At 70.6% G+C, this 26,493-nt stretch carries 26 protein-coding genes and 2 pseudogenes; 13 read left to right on the top strand and 15 right to left on the bottom strand.

Features of this window, described 5'->3' with window-relative positions:
- From IE212_RS30695 to IE212_RS30680, 4 genes are all read left to right on the top strand, one after another.
- Positions 1 to 3,550: multifunctional oxoglutarate decarboxylase/oxoglutarate dehydrogenase thiamine pyrophosphate-binding subunit/dihydrolipoyllysine-residue succinyltransferase subunit (locus IE212_RS30695; RefSeq protein ID WP_190201231.1), on the top strand; the 3,550-nt coding region annotated here is incomplete at its 5' end.
- Between the two features lie 74 nt (positions 3,551 to 3,624).
- A complete protein-coding gene (locus tag IE212_RS30690) occupies positions 3,625 to 3,804 on the top strand; it encodes a DUF6104 family protein (RefSeq protein ID WP_003992906.1) in 180 nt (59 codons plus the stop codon).
- 248 nt (positions 3,805 to 4,052) lie between these two features.
- Entirely contained in the window at positions 4,053 to 5,000 is a 948-nt protein-coding gene (locus IE212_RS30685; protein ID WP_190201230.1) for a DUF4097 family beta strand repeat-containing protein, read from the top strand.
- Between the two features lies 1 nt (position 5,001).
- On the top strand, positions 5,002 to 6,027 hold the full coding sequence (locus IE212_RS30680) for a PadR family transcriptional regulator (protein WP_190201229.1): 1,026 nt from the start codon (positions 5,002 to 5,004) through the stop codon (positions 6,025 to 6,027).
- 19 nt (positions 6,028 to 6,046) lie between these two features.
- On the opposite strand, the gene IE212_RS30675 is transcribed toward IE212_RS30680, so the two are convergent.
- The 4 genes from IE212_RS30675 to IE212_RS30660 all read right to left on the bottom strand — a co-directional run bounded on the left by IE212_RS30675 (position 6,047) and on the right by IE212_RS30660 (position 9,557).
- Entirely contained in the window at positions 6,047 to 6,613 is a 567-nt protein-coding gene (locus IE212_RS30675) for a Clp protease N-terminal domain-containing protein (protein WP_190201228.1), read from the bottom strand.
- Positions 6,613 to 6,822: an HTH domain-containing protein gene (locus tag IE212_RS30670; protein ID WP_190201227.1), complete on the bottom strand. Its 210-nt coding sequence runs from the start codon at positions 6,820 to 6,822 to the stop codon at positions 6,613 to 6,615. Before IE212_RS30670 ends, IE212_RS30675 begins: the two co-directional genes overlap by 1 nt.
- A gap of 102 nt (positions 6,823 to 6,924) precedes the next feature.
- A complete protein-coding gene (locus IE212_RS30665; protein WP_190201226.1) occupies positions 6,925 to 7,890 on the bottom strand; it encodes a zinc-binding dehydrogenase in 966 nt (321 codons plus the stop codon).
- A gap of 434 nt (positions 7,891 to 8,324) precedes the next feature.
- The gene (locus IE212_RS30660; protein ID WP_190201225.1) at positions 8,325 to 9,557 is read right to left on the bottom strand and encodes an NAD(P)-dependent malic enzyme; all 1,233 of its coding nucleotides are present in this window, start codon (positions 9,555 to 9,557) and stop codon (positions 8,325 to 8,327) included.
- Between the two features lie 595 nt (positions 9,558 to 10,152).
- Here IE212_RS30660 and IE212_RS30655 point away from each other — a divergent pair.
- The 4 genes from IE212_RS30655 (at position 10,153) to IE212_RS30640 (ending at position 13,719) form a co-directional block, all read left to right on the top strand.
- The gene (locus IE212_RS30655; protein ID WP_190201224.1) at positions 10,153 to 11,106 is read left to right on the top strand and encodes an ABC transporter substrate-binding protein; all 954 of its coding nucleotides are present in this window, start codon (positions 10,153 to 10,155) and stop codon (positions 11,104 to 11,106) included.
- Between the two features lie 32 nt (positions 11,107 to 11,138).
- Positions 11,139 to 12,080 (top strand): amino acid ABC transporter permease, encoded by a 942-nt coding sequence (locus IE212_RS30650; protein ID WP_190201223.1) that lies wholly within the window; start codon positions 11,139 to 11,141, stop codon positions 12,078 to 12,080.
- Positions 12,077 to 12,838, top strand: a complete 762-nt coding sequence (locus IE212_RS30645; protein WP_308430259.1) for an amino acid ABC transporter ATP-binding protein — start codon at positions 12,077 to 12,079, stop codon at positions 12,836 to 12,838. Before IE212_RS30650 ends, IE212_RS30645 begins: the two co-directional genes overlap by 4 nt.
- Positions 12,839 to 13,059: 221 nt before the next feature.
- A complete protein-coding gene (locus tag IE212_RS30640) occupies positions 13,060 to 13,719 on the top strand; it encodes a CGNR zinc finger domain-containing protein (protein ID WP_229864650.1) in 660 nt (219 codons plus the stop codon).
- A gap of 65 nt (positions 13,720 to 13,784) precedes the next feature.
- On the opposite strand, the pseudogene IE212_RS35220 reads toward IE212_RS30640, so the two are convergent.
- Positions 13,785 to 13,958: pseudogene (locus IE212_RS35220) on the bottom strand (S24 family peptidase); the annotation flags it as partial.
- A 221-nt stretch (positions 13,959 to 14,179) separates the two neighbouring features.
- Between IE212_RS35220 and sodN the strand changes: the two are divergent.
- Positions 14,180 to 14,575, top strand: a complete 396-nt coding sequence (sodN, locus tag IE212_RS30630; protein WP_190201221.1) for a superoxide dismutase, Ni — start codon at positions 14,180 to 14,182, stop codon at positions 14,573 to 14,575.
- A 465-nt stretch (positions 14,576 to 15,040) separates the two neighbouring features.
- Here sodN and IE212_RS30625 read toward each other — a convergent pair whose 3' ends face one another.
- The 8 genes and pseudogenes from IE212_RS30625 to IE212_RS30595 all read right to left on the bottom strand — a co-directional run bounded on the left by IE212_RS30625 (position 15,041) and on the right by IE212_RS30595 (position 21,034).
- Positions 15,041 to 15,268: a hypothetical protein gene (locus tag IE212_RS30625; protein ID WP_229864649.1), complete on the bottom strand. Its 228-nt coding sequence runs from the start codon at positions 15,266 to 15,268 to the stop codon at positions 15,041 to 15,043.
- Positions 15,269 to 15,278: 10 nt separating this feature from the next.
- Positions 15,279 to 16,499: an RNA polymerase sigma factor gene (locus IE212_RS30620; RefSeq protein WP_190201220.1), complete on the bottom strand. Its 1,221-nt coding sequence runs from the start codon at positions 16,497 to 16,499 to the stop codon at positions 15,279 to 15,281.
- Between the two features lie 28 nt (positions 16,500 to 16,527).
- Positions 16,528 to 16,941 carry a YciI family protein gene (locus IE212_RS30615; RefSeq protein ID WP_190201219.1) on the bottom strand — a complete coding sequence of 138 codons (414 nt, stop codon included), beginning with the start codon at positions 16,939 to 16,941 and terminating at the stop codon, positions 16,528 to 16,530.
- Between the two features lie 85 nt (positions 16,942 to 17,026).
- On the bottom strand, positions 17,027 to 17,290 hold the full coding sequence (locus IE212_RS35215) for an LITAF-like zinc ribbon domain-containing protein (protein ID WP_229864648.1): 264 nt from the start codon (positions 17,288 to 17,290) through the stop codon (positions 17,027 to 17,029).
- 26 nt (positions 17,291 to 17,316) lie between these two features.
- Positions 17,317 to 17,442, bottom strand: a pseudogene (locus IE212_RS30610) (dihydrofolate reductase family protein); the annotation flags it as partial.
- Positions 17,436 to 18,050 (bottom strand): GNAT family N-acetyltransferase, encoded by a 615-nt coding sequence (locus IE212_RS30605; protein ID WP_190201218.1) that lies wholly within the window; start codon positions 18,048 to 18,050, stop codon positions 17,436 to 17,438. The gene IE212_RS30605 and the pseudogene IE212_RS30610, both read right to left, overlap by 7 nt.
- Before the next feature lie 296 nt (positions 18,051 to 18,346).
- Positions 18,347 to 19,516 (bottom strand): family 2 encapsulin nanocompartment cargo protein polyprenyl transferase, encoded by a 1,170-nt coding sequence (locus IE212_RS30600; protein WP_190201217.1) that lies wholly within the window; start codon positions 19,514 to 19,516, stop codon positions 18,347 to 18,349.
- A gap of 111 nt (positions 19,517 to 19,627) precedes the next feature.
- Positions 19,628 to 21,034 carry a family 2B encapsulin nanocompartment shell protein gene (locus IE212_RS30595; RefSeq protein WP_190201216.1) on the bottom strand — a complete coding sequence of 469 codons (1,407 nt, stop codon included), beginning with the start codon at positions 21,032 to 21,034 and terminating at the stop codon, positions 19,628 to 19,630.
- Between the two features lie 209 nt (positions 21,035 to 21,243).
- Here IE212_RS30595 and IE212_RS30590 point away from each other — a divergent pair, with 209 nt between their 5' ends.
- Positions 21,244 to 22,161: a 1-aminocyclopropane-1-carboxylate deaminase/D-cysteine desulfhydrase gene (locus IE212_RS30590; RefSeq protein ID WP_190201215.1), complete on the top strand. Its 918-nt coding sequence runs from the start codon at positions 21,244 to 21,246 to the stop codon at positions 22,159 to 22,161.
- A 31-nt stretch (positions 22,162 to 22,192) separates the two neighbouring features.
- Here the strand turns inward: IE212_RS30590 and IE212_RS30585 are convergent, their stop codons facing one another.
- Positions 22,193 to 23,791 (bottom strand): Na+/H+ antiporter, encoded by a 1,599-nt coding sequence (locus IE212_RS30585; protein ID WP_190201214.1) that lies wholly within the window; start codon positions 23,789 to 23,791, stop codon positions 22,193 to 22,195.
- Between the two features lie 61 nt (positions 23,792 to 23,852).
- On the opposite strand from IE212_RS30585, the gene IE212_RS30580 reads away from it, so the two are divergent.
- The 3 genes from IE212_RS30580 (at position 23,853) to IE212_RS30570 (ending at position 25,971) form a co-directional block, all read left to right on the top strand.
- A complete protein-coding gene (locus IE212_RS30580) occupies positions 23,853 to 24,113 on the top strand; it encodes a UBP-type zinc finger domain-containing protein (protein WP_190201213.1) in 261 nt (86 codons plus the stop codon).
- Between the two features lie 287 nt (positions 24,114 to 24,400).
- A complete protein-coding gene (locus IE212_RS30575; RefSeq protein WP_190201212.1) occupies positions 24,401 to 24,814 on the top strand; it encodes an ATP-binding protein in 414 nt (137 codons plus the stop codon).
- Between the two features lie 17 nt (positions 24,815 to 24,831).
- A complete protein-coding gene (locus tag IE212_RS30570) occupies positions 24,832 to 25,971 on the top strand; it encodes an RNA polymerase sigma factor SigF (RefSeq protein ID WP_190201238.1) in 1,140 nt (379 codons plus the stop codon).
- Between the two features lie 3 nt (positions 25,972 to 25,974).
- Here the strand turns inward: IE212_RS30570 and IE212_RS30565 are convergent, their stop codons facing one another.
- Positions 25,975 to 26,424 carry a hypothetical protein gene (locus tag IE212_RS30565; RefSeq protein WP_190201211.1) on the bottom strand — a complete coding sequence of 150 codons (450 nt, stop codon included), beginning with the start codon at positions 26,422 to 26,424 and terminating at the stop codon, positions 25,975 to 25,977.
- Positions 26,425 to 26,493: the final 69 nt, after the last annotated feature.

The raw sequence follows: 26,493 nt of genomic DNA, 5'->3' as shown, positions 1-26,493 counted from the left end.
CCCCGCGGCCGAGAAGCCGGCCGCCGCGCCGGCTCCCGCCAAGGCTCCGGCTCAGCCGAAGCCCGCCGCGCAGGCCCCGGCCAAGGCGCCCGCTCCGGCGAAGGCCGCTCCGGCCGCCAAGCCGGCCGACGCCAAGCCGGCCGCCGCCGCGAAGAAGGCCGAGCCCGCCGCCGAGGCCCCCTCCGGCCCCGAGCAGGTCGTGCTGCGCGGCCCCGCCGCCGCCGTCGCGAAGAACATGGACGCCTCGCTGGAGCTGCCCACGGCCACGTCCGTGCGCGCGGTCCCGGTGAAGCTGCTGTTCGACAACCGCATCGTCATCAACAACCACCTCAAGCGGGCGCGCGGCGGGAAGATCTCCTTCACGCACCTCATCGGCTACGCCATGGTCCAGGCGATCAAGGCCATGCCGGCGATGAACTACTCGTTCGCGAAGGTGGACGGCAAGCCGACCCTGGTCAAGCCGGAGCACGTCAACCTCGGTCTCGCCATCGACCTGGTCAAGCCGAACGGCGACCGCCAGCTGGTCGTCGCGGCGATCAAGAAGGCCGAGACGCTGAACTTCTTCGAGTTCTGGCAGGCCTACGAGGACATCGTCCGCCGCGCCCGCGACGGCAAGCTGACGATGGACGACTTCTCCGGCGTCACGGTCTCCCTGACCAACCCGGGCGGCCTCGGCACCGTGCACTCCGTGCCCCGCCTGATGCCCGGCCAGTCCGTGATCATGGGCGTCGGCTCCATGGACTACCCGGCGGAGTTCCAGGGCACCTCCCAGGACACCCTGAACAAGCTCGGCGTCTCCAAGGTCATGACGCTCACGTCGACCTACGACCACCGGGTGATCCAGGGCGCCGCCTCCGGCGAGTTCCTGCGCCAGGTCGCGAACCTCCTGCTCGGCGAGAACAACTTCTACGACGAGATCTTCGAGGCGCTGCGCATCCCCTACGAGCCGGTCCGCTGGCTCAAGGACATCGACGCCAGCCACGACGACGACGTCACGAAGGCCGCCCGCGTCTTCGAGCTGATCCACTCCTACCGGGTCCGCGGCCACGTCATGGCCGACACCGACCCGCTGGAGTACCAGCAGCGCAAGCACCCCGACCTGGACATCACCGAGCACGGGCTCACCCTGTGGGACCTGGAGCGCGAGTTCGCCGTCGGCGGCTTCGCCGGCAAGTCGATGATGAAGCTGCGCGACATCCTGGGCGTCCTGCGCGACTCGTACTGCCGCACCACCGGCATCGAGTTCATGCACATCCAGGACCCCAAGCAGCGCAAGTGGATCCAGGACCGCGTCGAGCGCCCGCACTCCAAGCCGGAGCGCGAGGAGCAGCTGCGCATCCTGCGCCGGCTGAACGCGGCCGAGGCCTTCGAGACGTTCCTGCAGACCAAGTACGTCGGCCAGAAGCGCTTCTCCCTGGAGGGCGGCGAGTCCGTCATCCCGCTGCTGGACGCGGTGCTGGACTCGGCCGCCGAGTCCCGCCTGGACGAGGTCGTCATCGGCATGGCCCACCGCGGCCGCCTGAACGTCCTCGCCAACATCGTCGGCAAGTCGTACGCGCAGATCTTCCGCGAGTTCGAGGGCAACCTCGACCCGAAGTCGATGCACGGCTCCGGTGACGTGAAGTACCACCTGGGCGCCGAGGGCACCTTCACGGGCCTGGACGGCGAGCAGATCAAGGTCTCCCTGGTCGCGAACCCCTCGCACCTCGAAGCCGTCGACCCGGTCCTGGAGGGCGTCTCCCGCGCCAAGCAGGACATCATCGGCAAGGGCGGCACGGACTTCACGGTCCTGCCGGTGGCGATCCACGGGGACGCGGCCTTCGCGGGCCAGGGCGTGGTGGCCGAGACCCTGAACATGTCGCAGCTGCGCGGTTACCGCACCGGCGGCACGGTCCACATCGTCATCAACAACCAGGTCGGCTTCACCGCGGCCCCCGAGTCCTCGCGCTCCTCCATGTACGCGACGGACGTGGCCCGCATGATCGAGGCCCCGATCTTCCATGTGAACGGCGACGACCCCGAGGCCGTCGTCCGCGTGGCGCGGCTCGCCTTCGAGTTCCGCCAGGCGTTCAACAAGGACGTGGTGATCGACCTCATCTGCTACCGCCGCCGCGGTCACAACGAGTCGGACAACCCGGCCTTCACCCAGCCCCTGATGTACGACCTGATCGACAAGAAGCGCTCGGTGCGCAAGCTGTACACCGAGTCCCTCATCGGTCGCGGCGACATCACCCTGGAAGAGGCCGAGCAGGCGCTGCAGGACTACCAGGGCCAGCTGGAGAAGGTCTTCACGGAGGTCCGCGAGGCCACCTCCCAGCCGGCCACGGTCGAGCCGTCGGACCCGCAGGCGGAGTTCCCGGTCGCCGTGAACACCGCGGTGACCACGGAGGTCGTCAAGCGGATCGCCGAGTCCCAGGTCAACATCCCCGACCACATCACCGTCCACCCGCGTCTGCTGCCGCAGCTGCAGCGCCGGGCGGCGATGGTCGAGGACGGCACCATCGACTGGGGCATGGGCGAGACCCTCGCGATCGGCTCCCTCCTGCTGGAGGGCGTCCCGGTCCGTCTGGCCGGCCAGGACTCGCAGCGCGGCACGTTCGGCCAGCGTCACGCGGTCATCATCGACCGCAGCACGGGCGACGAGTACACGCCGCTGCAGTACCTCTCCGAGGACCAGGCGCGGCTCAACGTCTACAACTCCCTCCTCTCCGAGTACGCGGCGATGGGCTTCGAGTACGGCTACTCGCTCGCCCGTCCCGAGGCGCTCGTGATGTGGGAGGCGCAGTTCGGCGACTTCGTCAACGGCGCGCAGACGGTCGTGGACGAGTTCATCTCGTCGGCCGAGCAGAAGTGGGCCCAGACCTCCGGCGTCGTCCTGCTGCTGCCGCACGGCTACGAGGGCCAGGGCCCGGACCACTCCTCGGCCCGCCCGGAGCGCTTCCTGCAGATGTGCGCCCAGAACAACATGACGGTCGCCATGCCGACGTCGCCGTCGAACTACTTCCACCTCCTGCGGTGGCAGGTGCACAACCCGCACCACAAGCCGCTGGTGGTCTTCACGCCCAAGTCGATGCTGCGTCTGAAGGCGGCGGCGGCGAAGGCGGAGGAGTTCACGACCGGGCAGTTCCAGCCGGTCATCGGCGACGCGTCGGTCGACCCGGCCGCGGTCAAGAAGGTCGTCTTCTGCGCGGGCAAGGTCTACTACGACCTCGAGGCCGAGCGTCAGAAGCGCGGCGTGACGGACACGGCGATCATCCGCATCGAGCGCCTGTACCCGCTGCCGGGTGCCGAGCTCCAGGCGGAGATCAAGAAGTACCCGAACGCCGAGAAGTACCTGTGGGCCCAGGAGGAGCCGGCGAACCAGGGTGCCTGGCCGTTCATCGCGCTCAACCTGATCGACCACCTGGACCTGGCGGTCGGCGCGGACGTCCCGCACGGCGAGCGCCTGCGCCGCATCTCGCGTCCGCACTCCTCGTCCCCGGCGGTGGGTTCCGCGAAGCGGCACCAGGCCGAGCAGGAGCAGCTGGTGCGTGAGGTGTTCGAGGCGTAGCCCTCGCATCCCGTCGCACGTCACCGGGCCGCATCCCCACCAGGGGGTGCGGCCCGGCCGCATATCCTTGAGCCATGTACTTCACGGACCGTGGCATCGAGGAACTGGAGAAGCGGCGCGGCGAGGAGGAGGTCACCTTCGAGTGGCTCGCCGAGCAGCTGCGCACGTTCGTCGATCTCAACCCCGACTTCGAGGTGCCGGTGGAGCGCCTGGCCACGTGGCTGGCGCGGCTGGACGACGAGGACGACGAGTAGGAACCCGACCCGGGTCGCCGCGTTCGCGGCTTGGCGGACGGCGACCCGGGTGCCGCGCCGCCGTGCGCGGGTCCCCGTGTCACACGAGTCAAGAACCGCTGTCCCAGACACCCACCCGAGGGCGATTTATCCGCATTTGAGGGCATCCGATCTCACCGTCTCCGGAACGGACACCTTGACTTCCCCCCACCACGATATATCGTGAATCGAAGAAGACGCGATATGGCGCGTCGATCCGGGGAGGCAGTATGTCCGAGTGGTCCGTCACGGAGCCGACGAAACTCACCTTCGACGAGCCGGTGAGCGATCTCCGCGTCCGCCTCGTCAACGGAGGGGTGAACGTGGTGGGCACGGACGAGGGTCCCGCCCACCTGGAAGTCTCCGAGATCGAGGGGCCGCCCCTGGTGGTGACCCGGCAGGGCGGCACGCTGACGGTGACGTACGAGGACCTGCCCTGGGAGGGCTTCCTCAAGTGGCTGGAAGGCAAGGGCCGACGCCGCAGCGCGGTGGTCTCCCTGGCCGTCCCGGCCGGCACGCGGGTCGAGGTCGGAGTGGTCGGCGCGGCAGCCGTGCTCTCCGGCATAGAGGGCCCCTCAGCGGTGAAGGGGGTAACCGGCGACACGACGCTCGTGGGACTCTCCGGACCGGTTCGCGCCGACACCGTCTCCGGGAGCGTCGAGGCCCAGGACGTGACCGGCGACCTGCGCTTCAACTCGGTCTCCGGTGACCTCACGGTGGTCGAGGGCTCCGGCTCCTCCGTGCGGGCCGAGTCGATCAGCGGCTCCATGATCGTGGACCTGGCCCCGGAGGGCCCCACGGACGTGCGGCTCACCAGCGTCTCGGGCGAGATCGCCATCCGGCTGCCGTACCCGGCGGACGCGGAGGTCGAGGCCAACACGGCGAGCGGCGCCATCTCCAACACCTTCGACGATCTACGCGTGCACGGCCGGTGGGGCGCCCACAAGATCACCGGCCGCCTCGGCGCGGGCACCGGCACACTGCGGGCCACCACCGTCTCCGGCTCGATCGCCCTGCTGCACCGCCCCACCGGGGACGACGAACCGCGGAAGGACCACGCACCGGCCGCCCCGAAGGACGACCCGCAGACCGGCTCGGGAGACAATTCCGTCTCCGGCCGGGACCCCGACCACACCGGTTCCCCGGCCGACGGCACGACCGACAAGAAGGTGCTCTGACATGCCTCCCGTCTTCGCCCATGGCCGCCTCCGCCTCTACCTGCTCAAGCTGCTGGACGAGGCCCCCCGCCACGGTTACGAGGTGATCCGCCTCCTCGAGGAGCGCTTCCAGGGGCTGTACGCACCGTCGGCGGGCACGGTCTACCCGCGCCTGGCCAAGCTGGAGGCCGAGGGCCTGGTCACCCACACGACCGAAGGCGGCCGCAAGGTCTACTCGATCACCGACGCCGGCCGTGCCGAACTGGCCGCACGCAGCGGCGAGCTGGCCGAACTGGAGCTGGAGATCCGCGATTCGGTCGCGGAACTGGCGGCGGAGATCCGCGCCGACGTCCGCGGGGCCGCGGGCGACCTGCGCCGCGAGATGCGCGCGGCCGCCACCGAGGCCCGCCGGGACACCGCCAACGGGTCACGTGGCGCCAAGGACACGCCCTTCGGGGATTCCGCGAACTTCGGCGACAAGGAGGCCTGGCGCATCGCGAAGGAGGAGATGCGGCGCGCCCGGCAGGAGTGGAAGGAGCAGGCCAGGCGCGCCAAGGACGAGAGCCGCCGCGCCCGCGAGGACGCGCAGCGCGCCCGCCACCAGGCGAAGGAGGCCCAGGAGCAGGTGCAGCGCATCGCCCGCCGCGTCCAGGAGCAGGTCCAGGACCACTTCACACGCGGTGACTGGCCGACGGGACTGCGCGAAGGCCTGAGCGAACTGGCGAAGGAGGTGGGTGAGTTCGGAAAGAACTACGGCAAGGACTTCAGTTTCGACTGGGCCGGCAGGCCGTCCTCCAAGCCCCGCTCAGAACCTCTGGCCGAGGACTTCCCGGCCACCTACGAACCGGCCTGGGCCCACGAGGAGGCCACGGAGTCCACCGGCGACCCGGCCCGCGACCTGGACCGCCTGCTCGACCGCTTCCGGGACGACATCCGCGACACGGCCCGCGACCACGGCGTCACGGCCGACCAGCTGCGCGACGCCCGCCGCCACCTGTCGACGGCGGCGGCCCGGATAGGAGCTCTGCTGCGCACCCCGGGGAAGTGACGGCCCGGGGTACCACCCGTCACCCGGCCTTGGCCTCGCCGCCCCCGTACAGCACCCGCACCAGGGACCCGTACGTGGCCCCATGGCAGGCGAGGACCTCGGCCGGCACACCGGGGCGCGCGGCCAGGGCCAGCAGGATGTGCTCATCACCGATGTGCCGGTCCCGCTGAGCGAGAGCGACCCGCAGGGAACGCTCCAGCACGTCCTTGGCGCCGCGCCCGAAGGACGGCCGCCCCGACCGCCACCCCTTGTCGTGCCGGTCGCCCGCCATGGCCCCCACCCCGTGCACTTCCTCCACCCGGGCGACGACCTCCGCCACATCGATCCCGAGCCCGGCGAGCGCGTCCGTGTCGGCCTGCGACAGCCCGGCACGCCGCCGCGCCTCCCGCAGCGCGTGCCGCACGGACTCCCGCCGCCCACCCACCCCGAGAGCGCTGAGCGCGAACGACCCACGACCGCCCTCCCGATCGAGCAGGGCAAGCAGCAGATGCTCCGGCTCCACACACCGCCCGCGCCCACTCCCCTCCACATACTCGAAGGCGCCCTTCACCACATCCCGGGCGTCCTTCGTGAACCGCTCGAACATCAACGCCTCCCGTACTTCTTGTGCACGGCCTGCCTGCTCACACCGAGTTCGGTGGCGATCTCCTGCCACGACCAGCCCTGGTTGCGCGCGTTGCGCACCTGCACGGTCTCCAGCTGCTCCAGCAGCCTGCGCAGCGCGGCGACGGCCCGCAGGCCGACCCGTGGATCACGGTCGCCGGCGCGCTCGGCCAGATCGGTTGCTTCGGTCATGCCGTCAACCTACGTTGACATACCCTCCTCGTCAACCCTCGTTGACAAACGGAACGGCCGGCCCGAACCCGGACCGGCCGCCGAACAGCAAACGCAGACACACTAGGAATTGACGAGCACGACCTTCCCGAACTGCTCACCCGACGCCAGCCGCTCGAAGCCCTCACGTGCGCGGTCCATCGGCAGCACCTCGTCGATGACCGGCCGCACACCGGTGGCGGCACAGAACGAGAGCAGGTCCTCCAGCTCGTCCTTGGTGCCCATCGTGGAACCGACGACCTTGAGCTCGAGGAAGAAGATCCGGGTCAGTTCGGCGTGCGAGGGCCGGTCCCCGCTGGTGGCACCGGAAATCACCAGCGTGCCGCCGGGCTTCAGCGACTTCACCGAATGCGACCAGGTGGCGGCCCCGACGGTTTCGATCACCGCGTCGACCCGCTGCGGCAACCGCGCCCCGGATTCCAGCGCCTCGACGGCCCCCAGCTCCACGGCCCGCTTCCGCTTGGCCTCGTCCCGGCTGGTGGCGAAGACCCGCAGCCCGGCCGCCTTGCCCAGCACGATGGCGGCCGTGGCGACACCACCGCCGGCGCCCTGCACCAGCACGGAGTCACCCGGCCGGACACCCGCGTTGGTGAACAGCATCCGGTACGCCGTCAGCCACGCGGTGGGCAGGCAGGCGGCCTCCTCGAAGGACAGTTCCCTCGGCTTGGGCAGGATGTTCCACGTCGGTACGGCGACCTGCTCCGCGAAGGTGCCCTGATACCGCTCGGTGAGGATGGAACGGGGCTCCTTGGGGCCCACCCCGTGCCCGCTCTGTCCGATCACGGAGTGCAGGACGACCTCGTTGCCGTCCTCGTCGACGCCGGCGGCGTCACAGCCGAGGATCATCGGCAGCTTGTCCTCCGCGAGGCCTACGCCGCGCAGGGACCAGAGGTCGTGGTGGTTGAGGGAGGCGGCCTTGACCGTGACGGCGCTCCAGCCGGGGCGGGCCTCGGGAGCCGGGCGCTCTCCCAACTCGAGGCCGGTCAGCGGCTGGTCGCGGTCGATTCGGGCGGCGTAGACAGCGAACATGACCTTGACGATAGGTTCCGAGCCGGGCCGGTGGAACAACCGGCCGGTGTGAGACACACCCTCTTGTCAGGCGCTCGGCGTGGGTGCTGGGGGCGGGGCGTTGCGCAGCCCGGCGTTACGGGGTGCCGCTGCGCCCACCCGTGCCGCCCAAGCGGCACGACTGCCCGCAGCTAGGGCGGCCACGACGCACCCGCAGCCGCGTACGCACGGAAGGGGACGTGTCGGGGGGTGTCCGCCCGCAGCGGTTGGCGCGTCAACGAACAGTCACTCTTCATCCGACTCCATCGCGCCGTTCCGAGGACGGACACCCCCCGACACGGCCCCGACCCCCCACCCAGCGGCACGCGCAACGTGCAACGCGCAACACGCAACACGCAACGCAAAGAAATGGCCCCGCCTCCAGGGCAGGGCCACCTCCACACACACCTACGGCATCAGCGCCGAGCCACACCCTCGGCCCGAGCCGCCGCCGCCACAGCCGCCGTCACCGCCGGCGCGACCCGCTCGTCGAACGGCGACGGGATGACGTAGTCGGCCGCGAGGTCGTCCCCGACGACAGACGCCAGCGCCTCCGCGGCGGCCAGCTTCATCCCCTCCGTGATCCGCGACGCCCGCACCTGCAGCGCCCCCGCGAAGATCCCCGGAAACGCCAGCACATTGTTGATCTGGTTCGGGAAGTCCGACCGCCCGGTGGCGACGACGGCCGCGTACTTGTGCGCGACCTCGGGGTGCACCTCAGGATTGGGGTTCGCCATGGCGAAGACGAACGCCCCCTTGGCCATGGACGCGACCGCGTCCTCCGGCACCGTCCCGCCGGACACCCCGATGAACACATCGGCCCCGGCCAGCGCCGCCTCCAGGGACCCGGTGATCCCCGCCTTGTTCGTGAACCCGGCCAGCTCCCGCTTCACCGGCGTGAGGTCGTCCCGGCCCGCCGACACAACACCCTTGCGGTCGGCCACCGCGACATCCCCGATCCCGGCCTCGACCAGCATCTTCGCGATCGCGACCCCGGCCGCTCCGGCGCCGGAGATGACGGCCCGCAGCTCCCCCAGCGCCCGCCCGCTCAGCCGCGCGGCGTTCCGCAGGGCGGCCAGCGTCACGATCGCCGTGCCGTGCTGGTCGTCGTGGAAGACCGGGATGTCCAGCCGCTCCTGCAGCTTCCGCTCGATCTCGAAGCACCGCGGCGCCGAGATGTCCTCCAGGTTGACCCCACCGAACGAGGGCGCCAGCCGCACCACCGTCTCGATGATCTCGTCGACGTCCGTGCAGTTCAGCGCGATCGGAACCGCGTCCACACCACCGAACTGCTTGAACAGGATCGCCTTGCCCTCCATCACCGGGAGGGAGGCCTCGGGCCCGATGTCACCGAGCCCCAGCACGGCCGTGCCGTCCGTCACGACGGCCACGACCGATGACTTCCACGTGTAGTCGTGCACGAGCTCCGGCTGCTCCGCGATCGCGCTGCACACCTTCGCGACGCCGGGCGTGTACGCCAGGGACAGGTCGTCCTTGTCACGGACCGGCACCGTGGCCTGCACAGCCATCTTGCCGCCGCGGTGCAGCGCGAAGGCCGGGTCGAAGGAGTCGAGGGGCTCCGCACCGCCCTCGCCGCCCGTATCGCCGGTCTTGCTCTCGCTGCGAGGATTGACGATCTCCGCTGCCACTTCGTTTTACCCCTTAAATCTTCATTGGTTCGAGGGTTGCCACTCCTGGTGAGGGGTGGGCGGGACCGCGTATGGCCCTGATGGTGCTGTGTACGGGATACGTACGGGCACATACGCGACGGGCGCGCCGCACACGCGCCCTGAGCCCCGGATGAGGGGTGTAAAGACCCTTCTTACCGGACGGACCAGGCCGACGACGAGTCCATAACGCGAAGGTCACATGGCAGCGCCCGGACTCTTCATCCAATATCAGGACAAGGCCTGGACAAACCCTCGGCAACCGCTCAAGCGTCCGCGAAGCTCTCGGCCCCCGTATCGAAATCCCGGGTTTCACCGAAGATCTTTCGGCCGGAGGGAATCATTCCCTTAGAAGGTCCGGCCGTGATGTACCGGAGTGATGCGGTTCGGGGATCGCCCGTTATCCGATTTTGACATGGCTGGCCCCCAGAATGGCGCAGTCCGAATGGCAAGATGCCGTAATCACACAAGGTCGCGACACTCGAAGACGTGTGGTCCCGTCGACCTACGGCACTGCCGACCCTCGGCAGCGCACCGCCCCATCGGCAACTCCACCCATCCGCCGGAGGAACCCACCATGACCGCAAGCTCCACCCGTCGTACCACCGCCGCGCACTCCCGGCTAGCAGCGCTCGGTGCGATCGCGGTCGCAGGCACGCTGATGCTCACCGGATGCGGTGACCAGACCAAGGACAACGGCTCGGACAGCGGCACCACGACCACGGCGCCGCTCGCCGACAAGCTGCCCAAGTCGATCCGCGACAAGGGCGTCATCAAGGTCGGTTCCGACATCGCGTACGCCCCTGTCGAGTTCAAGGACAACGCGGGCAAGACGGTCGGTATCGACCCTGACCTCGCCGCCGCCATGGGCAAGCAGCTCGGGGTCGACTTCCAGTTCGAGAACGGCACCTTCGACACGCTGATCACCGGTCTGCGCTCCAAGCGGTACGACATCGCCATGTCCGCGATGACCGACACCAAGGACCGCCAGGAGGGCATCGACTCCGACACCGGCAAGAAGGTCGGTGAGGGCGTCGACTTCGTGGACTACTTCACCGCCGGCGTGTCGATCTACACCAAGAAGGGCGACGACCAGGGCATCAAGACCTGGTCCGACCTGTGCGGCAAGAAGATCGTGCTGCAGCGCGGCACCGTCTCCGAGGACCTCGCCAAGGCCGAGTCGAAGAAGTGCCCGAAGGGCAAGAAGATCGCCATCGAGCCCTTCGACAACGACCAGCAGGCCCAGACCCGCCTGCGGGCGGGCGGCGCCGACGCCGGCTCGTCCGACTTCCCGGTCGCCGCGTACGCCGTGAAGACGTCCGGCGGCGGCAAGGACTTCGAGCTGGTCGGCGAGCAGGTCGAGGCCGCTCCGTACGGCATCGCGGTCGCCAAGAACCAGACCCAGCTGCGGGACGCCCTCAAGGCCGCGCTGGACGCCATCATCGACAACGGCGAGTACGAGAAGATCATGAAGAAGTGGGGCGTCACCGACGGCGCCATCGACGAAGCCACGATCAACGGCGGCAAGTGACCGCGACGCAGCGGCACTGAAAGGCAACACCCGTGACTGTTGACATCGACAAGACGACGGGCGACACGCCCCCGGCCGGGCCGGAGGCCATCAAGGCCATTCCGGTCCGGCACTACGGACGGTACGTCTCCGCCGTCGTCGCCCTCGCACTGCTGGGCGGCGTCGTCTACGCGTTCTCCCAGGGCAAGATCAACTGGGATGCGATCCCGGACTACTTCTTCGACGACCGCATCCTGGACGGCGTCGGCAAGACCCTCCTGCTGACGGTCCTGTCCATGGCGATCGGCGTCATCGGCGGCGTCCTGCTCGCCGTGATGCGCCTGTCGAAGAACCCGGTGACCTCGTCGATCGCGTGGTTCTACATCTGGTTCTTCCGTGGCACCCCGGTCCTGGTCCAGCTGATCGTCTGGTTCAACCTGGGCCTGGTCTTCGAGTACATCAACCTCGGGCCGTTCTACAAGGACGAGTGGTCGGACTTCATGACCCCGTTCCTGACGGCGCTGCTGGGCCTCGGCCTCAACGAGGCCGCGTACATGGCGGAGATCTGCCGCGCCGGTCTGCTCTCGGTCGACGAGGGCCAGACGGAGGCGTCGCACGCGCTCGGCATGAGCCACGCCCGGACGCTGCGCCGGATCGTCATCCCGCAGGCGATGCGCGTGATCGTGCCGCCGACGGGCAACGAGGTCATCAACATGCTGAAGACGACCTCGCTGGTCTCGGTCGTCCAGTATCCCGAGCTGCTCCGCGCCGCCCAGGACATCGGCCAGACCTCCGGCGCCCCCGCCGAGATGCTGTTCCTGGCGGCGGCCTGGTACCTGCTGCTGACCTCGGTCTTCAGCGTCGGCCAGTACTACCTGGAGCGGTACTACGCGCGTGGCTCGAGCCGGTCGCTCCCGCCCACGCCGTTGCAGAAGATCAAGGCGAACGTGCTGTCCCTGTCCAGCCGCTCGAAGCCGACGGGAGGCACCGCATGACCGCCATGGTGAAGGCCGAGGGTGTCCACAAGTCCTTCGGCCCCGTACAGGTCCTCCAGGGCATCGACCTGGAGGTGAAGTCCGGCGAGGTGTTCTGCCTCATCGGCCCCTCCGGCTCCGGCAAGTCGACCTTCCTCAGGTGCATCAACCACCTGGAGAAGATCAACGCCGGCCGTCTGTACGTCGACGGAGAGCTGGTGGGTTACCGCCAGAAGGGCGACAAGCTCTACGAGCTGAAGGACAGCGAGGTCGCGCGGAAGCGCCGGGACATCGGCATGGTCTTCCAGCGCTTCAACCTGTTCCCGCACATGACGGCCGTCGAGAACGTCATGGAGGCGCCGGTCCAGGTCAAGGGCGCGAACAAGGGCCAGGCCCGGCTGCGCGCCATGGAACTGCTGGACCGGGTGGGGCTGGCCGACAAGGCGGGCAACTATCCGTCCCAGCTCTCCGGCGGCCAGCAGCAGCGCGTGGCCATCGCCCGGGCGCTCGCCATGGATCCCAAGCTGATGCTGTTCGACGAGCCGACCTCGGCACTGGACCCGGAGCTCGTCGGTGACGTCCTGGACGTCATGCGCGACCTCGCCGAGTCCGGCATGACGATGATCGTCGTCACCCACGAGATGGGCTTCGCCCGCGAGGTGGGCGACAGCCTGGTCTTCATGGACGGCGGTGTGGTGGTCGAGTCCGGTCACCCGCGCGAGGTGCTGACGAACCCCCAGCACGAGCGGACGAAGTCCTTCCTGTCCAAGGTGCTCTGACGGCGCACACGGCGAAGGGGCGGTACGGGTACTCCGTACCGCCCCTTTTCGCTGCCCTGCATCGGCGCCGGCGGCAAGGCACCCCCGGGGGGCAGGGCGCGCCCGGCGTGCGGTGTGTGTCCGCGTCCGTCGTCGACCCCCTCCCTCGTAATAGCCTGGATACATCATCAGCTGTTACAGCTGCGCGCACACGACCATAAAGCCGTCTGTAAGGATTACAAGTGGAACTTGCCTATTACTCGGACTACGCCGTGCGTCTCGTGAACACCGAGGAACCGGCCCGGGGCAAGGACACCCTGACGTCGGTCGAGGCCGTTCGCGCGCTGTTCGGCGGCAACCAGTCGGCGGCCCGCCGCGCCACCGACGCGGACGTCACCCGCTTCCGCGCGGTCCGGACCCGGCTGCGCGCCGTGTTCGAGGCGGCCGACTCGGGCGACGAGACACTCGCCGTCGACCTGCTGAACTCGCTGCTGCTGGAGTTCCCGGTGAGCCCGCAAGTGTCCGGGCACGACGTCCGCGACGACGACGGCCGCCCCCTGTGGCACATGCACCTGGCGGACCACCCGTCCAACGCGACGGCGGGCTACGCGGCGATCGCGGCGATGGGCCTGGCGTTCCACCTGACCGAGTACGGCGTGGACCGCCTCGGCCTGTGCGAGGCCGCGCCCTGCCGCAACGCCTACCTGGACACCTCCACCAACCGCTCCCGGCGCTACTGCTCCGACCGCTGCGCGACCCGGGCCAACGTGGCCGCCTACCGGGCCCGCAAGCGCCTGGAGACGACCCGGCCGGGCCTGCCGGAGAAAACTGGCCTGGCGGCCGAGAAGGCCCAGCGGAGCAGCCTCCAGGTCGAGCGCCGGCCGGGCCTGAGCGGCCGGTAGCGGAACCGGACCCGCCCCAGCACCAGGTCGTCCGGCACGACGCCGTAGTCGGTGCTGTCGCCACCGGCGTACGCGTTGTCCCCGAGCACCCACCAGCCGCCCCCGCGGCGCTCGGCGATCCGCTTGACGACCAGGAGGTCCTGCTGGAAGGGATGCCGCAGCACGACGACGTCGCCGGGCCCGACCCGGGCTCCGTAGCGCACCAGGAGCAGGTCCCCGTGGTACAGCGTGGGCACCATGGACGGCCCGGTGACCTCGGCCACCCCGAAGGGGGCCGGCCTCCCCCGCTGGGACTCCTGCGACAGCTCCGGCATCAACCGGCACCTCCCCGTTTTCCTGCTCCACCAGTCTCAGTCTCGCCCCGGACTTTTGTCCTAAGCCCAAGGGGGCACTCGCGAAAACCCCTCCCCCACGGAGTAATGTCCCCTGTGAGAAGACGATCACGAGGAAGGAATGCTCCATGCTTTCCCGCCTGTTTGCCCCCAAGGTCAAGGTCAGCGCCCACTGTGACCTTCCCTGCGGTGTGTACGACCCTGCCCAGGCCCGCATCGAGGCGGAGTCGGTCAAGGCCATCCAGGACAAGATGGCCGGCAACGACGACCCGCACTTCCAGGCGCGTGCCACCGTCATCAAGGAGCAGCGCGCCGAGCTCGCCAAGCACCACGTCTCGGTGCTCTGGAGCGACTACTTCAAGCCCCCGCACTTCGAGAAGTACCCGGAGCTGCACCAGCTCGTCAACGACACCCTCAAGGCCCTCTCGGCCGCCAAGGGTTCGACCGACCCGGCGACGGGCCAGAAGGCTCTGGACTACATCGCCCAGATCGACAAGATCTTCTGGGAGACGAAGAAGGCCTGAAGTCCATTTGCACGCGAAGGGGCCCGGCCGGGGACGACCCGGCCGGGCCCCTTCGTCGTGGGTGGGCCGAGGACGCCGGGGAGCCCGTTCGTCACGCTGCTCCTGCATAGACGACGTGGCGGAGCCGGGTGGGGGGTCGGGGACGTGCCGGGGGGTGTCCGTCCTCGGAACGGCGCGACGGAGTCGGATGACGAGTGACTGTCCGTTGACGCGCCAACCGCTGCGGGCGGACACCCCCCGACACGTCCCCTTCCGTACGTACCCGGCTGCCGGCCGTCCCAGCTGCGGGCAGTCGTGGCCGCCCTAGCTGCGGGCAGTCGTGCCGCTTGGGCGGCACGGGTGGGCGCAGCGGCACCTCGTCGCGCCGAGTTGCGCAACGCCCCGGCCCCAGCACCCACGCCGAGCACCCCGCAACGCCGGGCTGCGCAACCCCCGGCTGCCGGACGGTGATGCGGGACAGCACACCTAGTCCGCCTCGCTGTACGCGCAGGCGGCCAGGCCCTCCTCAGGCGTCGGACAGGGCGGCAGGTCAGGTGTCTCGTCGGGGTTCGCCTGCTCCCACCGGTACGGTCCCCCGGGCTCCGTCGAGTCCTGCATCCACAGCGTCAGCCCGCCCGCGACGGCCACGGCGGCCGCCCAGACGATCACTGCCCAGCGCCAGACCCTGCGACGCCGCTCCCCCGTCATGCCCATGCCTCACACGTTAGTCCCTCAACCGCGCCGCCCGCGCCCGGAGATAGCGCTGCTCGGGCAGGCTGAGGGTCTGCGCGGCCGCCGACTCATAGGCGGTGCGGGCGGCTTGGGGTTCGCCCGCGCGTTCCAGGAGATGACCTCGCACGGCGTCCAGCCGGTGACTTTTCAACTCCCCTGCAAGGGCGTCCAGTTCTTTCAGCCCTGTGCGCGGGCCGTGGACCATGGCGACGGCGACCGCGCGGTTGAGGCGTTCGACCGGACCGGGGACCAGGCCGACGAGGACGTCGTACAGGCCCAGGATCTCCGCCCAGTCCGTCGCCTCGGGTGAGGGTGCCTCGTCGTGTACGGCGGCGATCGCGGCCCGCAGTTGGTACGGCCCGGGCCGGCCCCGGGACAGGGCCTGGGTGACCATCGCGACCCCCTCGTCGATCGCGGCCCTGTCCCAGCGGTCGCGGTCCTGCTCGTCGAGGGGGATCAACTCGCCGCTCGGTCCGGTGCGCGCGTCGCGGCGGGCGTCGGTGAGCAGCATCAGGGCGAGCAGGCCGGCCACTTCGCCGTCGTCGGGGAGCAGCGCGTGGACGGCGCGGGTCAGGCGGACGGCCTCGCCCGCCAGGTCGCGGCGCTGGAGCGCGGCGCCGGAGGTGGCCGTGTACCCCTCGTTGAAGATCAGGTAGAGGGTTTGCAGAACGGACGGCAGCCGCTGTTCCCAGCGCTCCGGCCGGCCGAAGCGCACGCCTCGCACCTTCTGCTTGGCCCGGCTCACCCGCTGTGCCATCGTCGCCTCCGGCACCAGATACGCGCGGGCGATCTCCGCTGTGGTCAGACCGCCGACGGCACGCAGGGTGAGCGCGATCTGCGCGGGCGGCGCCAGGTCGGGATGGCAGCACAGGAAGAGCAGCGAGAGGGTGTCGTCCGCGCGGGGGGCCCGCTCCGCGGGTGGTGATGCGGTGAAGGCGTCCCGGGGCGTGAGTGCCGCCGCCCGCTCCTCGCGCCGCCGCCGGGCCTCCTCGCTGCGCAGGGCGTCGGTCAGCCGCCGTGAGGCGACCTTGATCAGCCAGCCACGCGGATTGTCCGGCACACCCGTCCCGGGCCACTGGCCGGCCGCCGCGAGGAGCGCCTCCTGCACGGCGTCCTCGGCGGCGTCGAAGTGGCCGTACCGTCTGACCAGCGCGCCGAGGACCTGCGGCGCGTTCCGGCGCAGCAGGTCCTCGACCTCGGGTGTGTTTCTCACCGGCGCGTCCGTCGGTGTCGGCCGGTGCTCAGATGTCCCCGGAGCCGTCCATGATCGGACGGATCACGACCGGGTGGTCGGGGGCGCCTGCCGGCTGGGGGCAGCGGGCGACGCGGTCGGCGATCTCCGTGACTCGTTCCAGGTTCTCGCATTCCAGGACCCAGTAGCCGGCCAGCAGTTCCTTGGTCTCGCCGTACGGTCCGTCGGTGATCAAGGCCTTGCCGTCGCCCCCCACGGTGACGTGCCGGGTCTGCGCCGGCTCGGCGAGGCCCTGCGCGTCGACGAGCTCGCCGGTCTCGGAGAGGTCGTCGTTGATGGCGCCCATGTAGGCGAACATGGCCTGCACTTCCTCCTCGCTCCAGGCGGGGGAGGTCGCCGACGCCTTGCCGCGCATCGCTTCGTAGTCCGCCTGCGTGCCCTGCACCATGACCAGGTACTTCATCGGTCCGCTCCTTCGGCTCGCGCCACCCGGGTGGGCGGCTCTTCACAGGGGACGTCGGAGCCGGGCCGGGATTCTCGACACGGGCTCAGGGATTTTTCGCGACGGATTCTCCGGGAGCCGTCCCGGGTCGGCCGGTCGCGGGTGGGGCGGTGTCCTCTGGCGGCCGGGTGTGCTCCAGGGGTCCGGTCTCCTCGTTCCCGGCTCCTGTGGCGTCGTAGGCCGCGCACTCGGGGTTGCGGCAGGGGCCCGGCACCCACAGCGGGACCCACGTGCCCAGCGTCTTGTGGCGCCGGACGACTGTTTCCACTGGCTGTCCGCAGGACGGACAGACGTGTTCTTCGCTGCCCATGTCCTCAGAGTAGGACGGCCGGGGGCTCAGCGCTTCCTGCTGTACGTGCGCACCGGCACCCCGTTGCCGAACGTCCGCACCGACTCCACGGTGAACTGCGAGATCGCGAATCGGGCGCCGAACATCGGCATGCCCGAGCCGTACATCAGGGGTTCTTGCGGGCGCGGGGCTCGCGCCACATCGGCCACATGGCCGGGCCGCCCTCCGGGAGGGTGAGGACCGGGCCGCTCTGCTCGAAGCCGAGGCGCTCGTACAGCCTGCGACTGCGGGCGCTGCTCGCCTCCAGGTAGGCGGGCGTCCCCTCGCGGTCGCACCGGTCGAGGACCGACTCGATGAGCGCGGTGCCCAGGCCTTCGCCCTGGCGCCCGGGGGCCACGCCGATCATCCACAGGTACTCGTGGGCCCGCCCGGAGGGGTGGATGGCCGCTGTCAGCCGGCCGATCTGCTCGATGCGCTCGTTGTCCGGGTCGACGGCCTCCCGCACCTGTGACGGACCTTCGTCCTGGGCGTCGCCGCCGTGATCGTCGGCCGGTATGGACATCCACAGCGCACACGCCGAGGCGTCCTCGGTGACGTCTATGCGCCCGGCGGCGAGCACGATGTCGGTGAAGGCGGCCATGAGCCCGGGGTGGTGAGCCCGGCGGTCCTTCGCACCGGGGAACACCCAGGCGCTGACGGGGTCGTCCCGGAACGCCTCGTCGAGCAGCCGGACGACCAGGTCCCGGTCTTCCTCACCCGCCGTCCGGATCGCCACGCCCATGTCCCGCCCCTTCAGTCGTCCCGACGGGCGTTGATCGTAGGGCGACCGAGGGGCCGTACCGGAGAGCAGGGCGCAAGCTTGGCGCGATTTGGCCGGGCATCTGCCCGAAGTGCCGGTCGCCGGCCAGCCGGTGCCCACGGACTCGCACGGCCGGGTACGGCCGTGGGGCGGGCCCCGCACACCGTGGGGAAGTGCGGGGCCCGCCCGGCCGGAGGCCCGGGCCATGCGGGGTCAGGAACCGCACGACCCGGGCGCTCCGGGGTTCTGCCCTTCGGCCGCCCGAAGGGTGCCCGTCGTCAGCTGCTGCGCCGTGTCACGAACTCGGCGAGGGCGAGCAGACCGCCCGCCGCCTCCGGATCCGGTACGGCGCGCGCCAGTTGCTCCATCGCCAGGGCCATCCGGTCGGCCGCCTGACTCTGGGCCCAGTCACGGCCGCCCGCGCGCTCCACGGTCAGGGCGATGTGGTCCAGGTCCTCCTTCTCGCTGGGCCGGGCGTACAGTTCGGCCAGTTCGGCCGCCGCCGGCGTGCCGGATGCGAAGGCCGCCACGACCGGCAGGGACTTCTTTCGGGCGGCCAGGTCCGCTCCGACCGGCTTGCCGGTGCGGCGCGGGTCGCCCCATATGCCGATGACGTCGTCGATGAGCTGGAAGGCCAGCCCTGCCTCCCGGCCGAACGCGTCGAGCGCCGCCACGTCCGCGTCCCCGGCGCCCGCGTAGAGACCGCCGATCGCGCAGGCGCAGCCCAGCAGCGCGCCCGTCTTGGCCTCCGCCATGGCGAGCACCTCATCGAGCGTGACCTCACCGGGGCCGCGCCGCTCGAGGGCCGTGTCCGCGTGCTGTCCCGCGCACAGCTCGACCACGCAGTCCGCGAGCAGAGCGGCGGCTCGGGACGCCGCCGGATGCGGGTCCTGAGCGAGCAGTCGCAGGGCCAGCGCCTGGAGGGCGTCCCCGGCGAGGATCGCGTCGGCGTCCCCGAACACCGTCCACGCGGTGGGCCGGTGCCGGCGGGTGGCGTCCCGGTCCATCACGTCGTCGTGCAGCAGCGTGAAGTTGTGGATCAGCTCCACCGCGGCGGCAGCCCGGACGGCCCCCGTCCGTGCCCTGGGTCCGCCGAGAGCGGCCGCCGCGGCGAGGACGAGCGCGGGCCGGATCGCCTTGCCCGAGCCGCCCTCGGCGCGGGTGCCGTCCGCCTGCTCCCAGCCGAAGTGGTAGAGCCCGATCCGGCGCATCGGCCCGGGCAGCGAGTCGAGCGCGGCCCGCAGCACCGGGTCGACCTCCGCCCGGGCCCGGTCCAGGAGCATGACCGCCTCGTGTCCCTCGGCCGGTCCCGGCAGGCCTTCCCTCTCGCCCCCGGCGGGTTTCCGCCTCTCCGGCGCCCCGGCCGCACGCCGGGGCTCGGTGTCGCGCCGCCCGCCGGGCGCGGGCAGCGTCGGATCCGTCCTGAACTCCGCGAGGGACTCACCCATGGGACCGCCTCGGAGAAGGAGCGGACGATGGCGCTTCCGCTGCCGCTGGGCGCGTACCCCGAGGGTCTACCCGCCCGGGCGGGCTGGGACACGGCGGACGTACCGGAAGGGTCACCGCCAGCGGCCGATCTCGACGTTCTCCAGGATGCCGAGCGCGTCCGGTACCAGGACCGCGGCCGAGTAGTAGGCCGTGACCAGGTACTTGATGATGGCCTGTTCGTTGATGCCCATGAAGCGCACCGAGAGGCTCGGCTCGATCTCGTCCGGGATTCCGGAAGCCCGCAGACCGATGACGCCCTGGTCGCTCTCGCCCGTACGCATCGCGATGATCGACGTGGTGCGCGCTTCCGTCACCGGGATCTTGTTGCACGGGAAGATCGGCACACCGCGCCAGGTCGGGATGCGGTTGCCGGCCATGTCGATGGTCTCGGGGACGAGGCCGCGCTTGTTGAGTTCGCGGCCGAACGCGGAGATGGCGCGCGGATGGGCGAGCAGCAGCTTGGTACCGCGGCGCCTGCTGAGCAGCTCGTCCATGTCGTCCGGGCCGGGCACGCCGTCGTGGGGCTGGATCCGCTGGTCGTACTCGCAGTTGTGCAGGAGGCCGAAGTCGCGGTTGTTGATGAGCTCGTGCTCCTGGCGCTCCTTCAGCGCCTCGACCGTCAGCCGGATCTGCTGCTCGGTCTGGTTCATGGGCTGGTTGTAGAGGTCGGCCACGCGGGTGTGGATGCGCAGCACGGTCTGGGCCACGCTCAGTTCGTACTCACGGGGCCTGGCCTCGTAGTCGACGAAGGTGTGCGGGATGTCCGGCTCACCGGAGTGGCCGGCGGAGAGGTCGATCTCCTTCTCGCCGTACTTGTTGGAGCGCTGCGAGGGGATCGAGCGGTGCTGCTGGAGGTGCTCGCGCAGGGTGTCCGAGCGCTCGGCGATCTGTGCGAACTCCTGGCGGGGCAGCACCAGCACGGTGCACGCGGTGAGCGCGCGGGCCGTGTACTCCCAGATCGCGTCCTCGTTGAGCAGCGCGTCGTCGCCGAAGTAGGAGCCGTCGGCGAGGACTCCTAGGGACTCGTCGTCCCCGTACGGGCCCGTGCCGACTTTCTCCACCCTGCCGTGCGCCAGCAGGTACACCTCGTCGGACGGGCTGCCGAACGAGGTGATCACCTCGCCGGCCGGGATCTCCCGCTGCTCGCAGCGGCGGGCGATCTCGAAGAGGACCTCCTCGTCGTCGTACGACCGCAGCGCGGGCAGCTCGCCCAGCTCGGCGGGGATGATCTCGACGCGGTCGCCGGTCTTCACGAATGTCAGCCGGCCGTCGCCCACGGCGAACGTCAACCGCCGGTTCACCCGGTACGTACCACCCTGGATGTCGACCCAGGGCAGCATCCGCAGCAGCCAGCGGGAGCTGATCTCCTGCATCTGCGGCACGGACTTGGTCGTGGTGGCCAGGTTCCGCGCGGCCGCCGTGCCGAGACTCTGCTGCGGCTTGGTCTGCTCCGTGCGGACCTCTTCGCCTACCGACATGAGAACTGCCCTCCCGGTTGTGACCGACGCCCATACGCCTCGGGCATCGATGTGCACGCCCAAGCCTTCCTCACGGAGCGTGTCGGTGCTATTACACGAAAGAGCGGGAATGGATCTTCGTACTACTGGGCAGCGGCGGGAGATTCCGGCGGCCGCGGGAGGGAAGGGCCGAATGCCGGGCCGCTCCCGGCCCGGGTGACAATGACGAGGTGACCGGCCCCGACACCCCCGACTGGCCCCGGCTCGCGGCTCTGGACCCCCGGTTGCCCTCGCCCGTGCAGGAGGTCGTGGACGCACGGCTGGAGCGCCGCGGCGTCCGGCTCGTGCTGAAGCGGGACGACCTGATCCACCCGGAGCTGATCGGGAACAAGTGGCGCAAGCTGGCGCCGAATCTCGCGGCGGCGGACGGCCGCGCCGTCGTCACCTTCGGCGGGGCCTACTCCAACCACCTGCGAGCCACGGCGGCGGCCGGCCGGCTGCTCGGCATCCCCACGGTGGGAGTCGTACGCGGTGAGGAGCTGGCCGGCCGGCCCCTCAATCCCTCGCTGGCCCGCTGCGTGGCCGACGGGATGCGGCTGCACTTCACGGACAGGGCGGCCTACCGCCGCAAGAGCGAGCCGCGCGCCCTGGCCGCACTGCTGCGCGCCGCGGACGCCGAGGACGCGTACGTCGTCCCCGAGGGCGGCAGCAACGCCGAGGCGGTCCGGGGCTGCCTGGCGCTCGGCGCCGAGCTGCGCGGCCAGGCCGACGTCGTCGCCGTGGCCTGCGGCACCGGCGGCACCCTGGCGGGGCTGGCCGCCGGTCTCGCTCCGGGGCAGCGCGCCCTGGGCGTACCGGTCCTCAAGGGCGGCTTCCTGACCGCCGAGGTCGGGGCCCTGCAGCACCAGGCGTTCGGTGGCCCCCGCGGCACCTGGCACCTCGACGACCGCTTCCACTTCGGCGGCTACGCGCGCGTGCCCGCCGAGCTGGACGCCTTCGCGGCGGACTTCGAACGACGGCATGATCTGCCCGTCGAACGCCTGTATGTGGCGAAGCTGCTGTACGCGCTGGTGGCCCTGGCCGGCGAAGGTGCCTTCCCGCGCGGGACGGCCGTGGCGGCGGTGATCACCGGTCGTCCCTTCCCGTGACGTCCGGCAGCCCCTGAGTGCCGGTTCAGCGCTACGCCGCCTCCCGGAACGCCGCCGCCTCCTCCAGGTCCAGCCTGCGCAGCAGCGTCCGCAGCATCTCGTCGTCGATGTGGCGGGCGTCCCGGAGCTTGACGAACACCTCGCGCTCGGCACTGATCATCTCTCGGGACAGCCGCCGGTAGGTGTCGTCGACGGACTCCCCGGTGACCGGGTTGGCCTGTCCGAGCCGTTCCCAGACCGCGTTGCGGCGGCGCTCCAGGACGGTGCGCAGCCGGTCGGCGAGCGGAGCGGGCAGGGTGTTGCGCTCGTCGGCGAGGAGTTCGTCCAGGCGCCGCTCGGCGGCCCGGGAGGCCTGCGCCTGCGCGTTGGCCTCGGCGAGCGTCTCGGCCTGCGCGTCCCGCCCGGGGAACTTCAGCAGCCGGATCAGCGGTGGCAGCGTCAGGCCCTGGACGACCAGCGTCCCGATGACCGTGGTGAAGGTCAGGAAGAGGATGAGGTTGCGGTGCGGGAAGGGCTCCGCGCCGTCGTGCAGGGTGAGCGGGATCGAGAAGGCGATCGCGAGGGAGACCACACCCCGCATGCCGGCCCACGCGATGACGAACGGCCCCCTCCAGGTCGGGCTCTGCTCCCGCTCCCGGATCCGCGCGGACAGCAGCCGCGGCAGAAAGGTCGCCGGATACACCCACACGAAGCGGGCGGCGACGACCACCAGGAAGACGGCGAACGCGTACCAGGCGGCCACGGCACCCTCGTACTGCCCGAGGCCCCTCAGCACCACCGGCAGTTGCAGCCCGATCAGCGCGAACACCGCCGACTCCAGGACGAAGGCGACCATTTTCCACACCGCCTCCTCCTGCAGACGCGTGGCGAAGTCGACCTCCCAGGCGCGGTGCCCGAGGTAGAGCGCCACGACCACGACCGCGAGGACTCCGGAGGCGTGCACCTGTTCGGCGACGGCGTACGCGACGAACGGAATGAGCAGGGAGAGGGTGTTCTGGAGCAGCGCCTCCTTCACGTGTGTGCGCAGCCAGTGGATCGGCGCCATCAGCAGCAGCCCCACCACGACTCCGCCGACCGCCGCCAGCACGAACTCACCGATGCCCTCGGCCCAGGTCGCGCCCTCGCCGACGGCGGCCGCGAGGGCGACCCGGTAGGCGGTGATCGCGGTGGCGTCGTTCAGCAACGACTCGCCCTGGAGGATCGTGGTGATCCGCGAGGGCAGCCCGACCCGCCGCGCCACCGCCGTCGCCGCGACCGCGTCCGGCGGGGCCACCACGGCGCCGAAGACCAGGGCCGCGGTCAGCGGCAGGTCCGGCACGATCAGGTAGAGGGCCCAGCCGACGACGAAGGTCGCGAAGAGCACGTATCCGACGGACAGCAGCGCGACCGGCCGTACCTGCGCCCGCAGGTCGAGGTAGGAGCTGTCGGTCGCGGCCGTGTACAGCAGCGGGGGCAGGAGGAGAGGAAGGACGATGTGCGGGTCGAGGGTGTAGTCCGGCACGCCGGGGACATAACTGATCGCCAGTCCGACCGCCACCAGCAGCAGCGGTGCCGGCACCGGGGTGCGCCGCGCGGCCGCGGCGATCGCCGCGCTGCCCGCCACGAGCAGCAGCAGTGGCATCACGTCCATGGTTCTCGCCCGCCCTCTTTTTCCCCGCGGTCTTCCGCGCGACCGTCGTAACCTGGCAATCATGAAACAGTGCACGCACGCCGACGCGCTGCCGGACCCCGATCCCGTCCCGCTCAGCGAGACGTGTCCGGAGTGCCTGGCGGAGGGCATGGATCCGGTGCAACTACGGCTGTGCCTCAGCTGCGGTCACGTCGGCTGCTGTGACTCCTCGCCGGGGCGGCACGCGGCGGAACACCACAGGAAGTCCGGTCATCCCGTGATGCGGACGCACGAGCCCGGGGAGACCTGGCGATGGTGCTTCGTCGATCATGTCCTGGTGTGACTCGGCACGCCCCGGACAGGACCCGGGCGAAGGACGGTTCGACCAGGACGGTTCGACCGTCTGACGTCTGGGTACGTCAACCCGGCGCGCGCTCTTCCCATTTGGGCCCGCCCAACCCCTAGACACGGAGCGTATCCACGGGTTTACTGTGAGTGACGGCACAGGGTTGGGGTCCCGGGGACAGGATCGTCAAGAGCGCGATAGCGTCACCGCTGAACCACGTATCGCGTTTACCCCCGAGGGGCGACCCTCGGCCCTAGAACGCTTGTACCACCATGGAGGTGAGGGTGTCCCAGATCGCAGGCGAGCCCGCGACCCAGGACTTCGTGGAAGTCCGGCTGCCGGCTGCGGGTGCCTACCTGTCGGTGCTGCGTACGGCCACGGCCGGTCTCGCGGCCCGTTTGGACTTCACCCTCGACGAGATCGAGGACCTGCGCATCGCGGTGGACGAGGCCTGCGCGATCCTGCTTCAGCAGGCCGTGTCCGGCTCGGTGCTCAGCTGTGTCTTCCGCCTCGTCGACGACTCACTCGAGGTCACCGTCTCGGCACCGACCACGGATGGTCATGCCCCCTCGCGGGACACCTTCGCCTGGACCGTCCTGTCCGCTCTCGCGGGCAAGGTCTCCTCTGCCGTGGACAAGGACAAAACCGTTTCGATCAGCCTCTACAAACAGCGCGGCGCGGGACCCGGGCCGGCGTGAGGGACGAGGACGGGCCGGTGCGGGACGAAGAGCGCAGCACACGAGAGCTGCCGGCCGAGGGCACAGGCAAGGGCGCGAGCCCCAGCGGGGCCCCGCGCATGGCGGCCGGCATCGACGGCATCCCCGAGCAGGCCCGCCCGCACCCGGAGGACGACTCCTCGGGGATCGTCCTCCCGGGCGACGGGCGGCCGGACCGGGAAGGTGCCGTGCGGAGCGCGCCTCCGCGCGGGGGGATCACCGCATCCCCTGCCCAGGGGGGTCCACCCACTCGCGCGAAGTCGAGTGCGGCGGAGGAGGCGAGGGCTCGGGGAAGGGCGACGGGCGGGACGATGAGCGAGCACGAGCGACACTCCGAGGACGAAACGCCGAGCGCACACCGCACGCGGGGCGCACAGCACGGCTCCCCGGACCGCAGCGGGGCGCGGGAGATGTTCCTCAAACTGCGCACCCTGAGCAGCGGCAGTCCCGAGTACGCGGACCTGCGCAACCAGCTGGTCCGCATGCACCTGCCGCTCGTCGAGCATCTCGCGCGCCGCTTCCGCAACCGCGGCGAACCGCTGGACGACCTGACCCAGGTCGCCACGATCGGGCTGATCAAGTCGGTCGACCGCTTCGACCCGGACCGCGGCGTGGAGTTCTCGACCTACGCGACCCCGACGGTCGTCGGCGAGATCAAGCGGCACTTCCGCGACAAGGGCTGGGCGGTGCGCGTGCCGCGCCGGCTGCAGGAACTGCGCCTGGCGCTGACCACGGCCACGGCCGAGCTGTCCCAGCTGCACGGCCGCTCCCCCACGGTCCACGAGCTCGCCGAGAAGCTGTCGATCTCGGAGGAGGAGGTCCTGGAAGGCCTGGAGTCCGCCAACGCGTACTCCACGCTGTCCCTGGACGTCCCCGACACGGACGACGAGTCCCCGGCGGTCGCGGACACCCTCGGCGCGGAGGACGAGGCGCTGGAGGGCGTGGAGTACCGGGAGTCCCTCAAGCCGCTGCTCGAGGACCTTCCGCCGCGCGAGAAGCGGATCCTGCTGCTGCGCTTCTTCGGCAACATGACCCAGTCGCAGATCGCGCAGGAGGTCGGCATCTCGCAGATGCACGTCTCCCGGCTGCTGGCACGCACGCTGGCGCAGCTCCGGGAGAGGCTCCTCGTCGAGGAGTGACGGCTACTTCTCCGTGTTGTCGGCGTTGCCGGGCCCGCGGATTCCGAGGGCCCGGGTCGTCTCGGGGTTCACCAGCAGCACGAGCGAGGCGACGGCGACCACCGCCAGCGCGATCCCGCCGGGAATGGCCATGCTGTCGGCCTGGAGCAGGTTGTAGGCCACCGGAAGCGCCATGAGCTGGGTGATGACGGCCGGGCCGCGGCTCCAGCTGCGGAGGGCGAGCAGCCCGCGGGCCGCGAGCAGCGGCAGCAGCGCGAGCACGACCAGCGTGATGCCCCCGGTGACGGCCTGCTGCCGGTCGTCCGGATGCCCCGTGAAACCGAGGACGAGGATCCAGACCCCGCCGACGACCAGCGCGAGCCCTTCCAGTGCGGCCAGCATCGCGGCGTACGTCAGACGCCGGGGGCGAGGGCCGGCGGCTTCCGGGCTGGTGGAGGTCTGCTCACTGCTCACACCTGAAGAGTAGCCCTCGTCGCAGGCACCCCCGTGGCGAGGTTCGGCCCCGCTCTCTTGCCTGATCCC

This window comes from Streptomyces djakartensis (assembly GCF_014651075.1).
Lineage (GTDB): Bacteria > Actinomycetota > Actinomycetes > Streptomycetales > Streptomycetaceae > Streptomyces > Streptomyces djakartensis.
The sequence above is the reverse complement of the archived record's forward strand: the minus strand, read 5'-3'. Positions and strand labels throughout refer to the sequence as shown.

What these genes read in the sequence shown, in the direction of transcription:
- IE212_RS30690 (WP_003992906.1), top strand. Translation starts at nt 3,625, where the DNA reads ATGTACTTCACGGACCGTGGCATCGAGGAACTGGAGAAGCGGCGCGGC.
- IE212_RS30685 (WP_190201230.1), top strand. Translation starts at nt 4,053, where the DNA reads ATGTCCGAGTGGTCCGTCACGGAGCCGACGAAACTCACCTTCGACGAG.
- IE212_RS30680 (WP_190201229.1), top strand. Translation starts at nt 5,002, where the DNA reads ATGCCTCCCGTCTTCGCCCATGGCCGCCTCCGCCTCTACCTGCTCAAG.
- IE212_RS30675 (WP_190201228.1), bottom strand. Translation starts at nt 6,613, where the DNA reads ATGTTCGAGCGGTTCACGAAGGACGCCCGGGATGTGGTGAAGGGCGCC.
- IE212_RS30670 (WP_190201227.1), bottom strand. Translation starts at nt 6,822, where the DNA reads ATGACCGAAGCAACCGATCTGGCCGAGCGCGCCGGCGACCGTGATCCA.
- IE212_RS30665 (WP_190201226.1), bottom strand. Translation starts at nt 7,890, where the DNA reads ATGTTCGCTGTCTACGCCGCCCGAATCGACCGCGACCAGCCGCTGACC.
- IE212_RS30655 (WP_190201224.1), top strand. Translation starts at nt 10,153, where the DNA reads ATGACCGCAAGCTCCACCCGTCGTACCACCGCCGCGCACTCCCGGCTA.
- IE212_RS30645 (WP_308430259.1), top strand. Translation starts at nt 12,077, where the DNA reads ATGACCGCCATGGTGAAGGCCGAGGGTGTCCACAAGTCCTTCGGCCCC.
- sodN (WP_190201221.1), top strand. Translation starts at nt 14,180, where the DNA reads ATGCTTTCCCGCCTGTTTGCCCCCAAGGTCAAGGTCAGCGCCCACTGT.
- IE212_RS30625 (WP_229864649.1), bottom strand. Translation starts at nt 15,268, where the DNA reads ATGGGCATGACGGGGGAGCGGCGTCGCAGGGTCTGGCGCTGGGCAGTG.
- IE212_RS30615 (WP_190201219.1), bottom strand. Translation starts at nt 16,941, where the DNA reads ATGAAGTACCTGGTCATGGTGCAGGGCACGCAGGCGGACTACGAAGCG.
- IE212_RS35215 (WP_229864648.1), bottom strand. Translation starts at nt 17,290, where the DNA reads ATGGGCAGCGAAGAACACGTCTGTCCGTCCTGCGGACAGCCAGTGGAA.
- IE212_RS30605 (WP_190201218.1), bottom strand. Translation starts at nt 18,050, where the DNA reads ATGGGCGTGGCGATCCGGACGGCGGGTGAGGAAGACCGGGACCTGGTC.
- IE212_RS30600 (WP_190201217.1), bottom strand. Translation starts at nt 19,516, where the DNA reads ATGGGTGAGTCCCTCGCGGAGTTCAGGACGGATCCGACGCTGCCCGCG.
- IE212_RS30595 (WP_190201216.1), bottom strand. Translation starts at nt 21,034, where the DNA reads ATGTCGGTAGGCGAAGAGGTCCGCACGGAGCAGACCAAGCCGCAGCAG.
- IE212_RS30585 (WP_190201214.1), bottom strand. Translation starts at nt 23,791, where the DNA reads ATGGACGTGATGCCACTGCTGCTGCTCGTGGCGGGCAGCGCGGCGATC.
- IE212_RS30580 (WP_190201213.1), top strand. Translation starts at nt 23,853, where the DNA reads ATGAAACAGTGCACGCACGCCGACGCGCTGCCGGACCCCGATCCCGTC.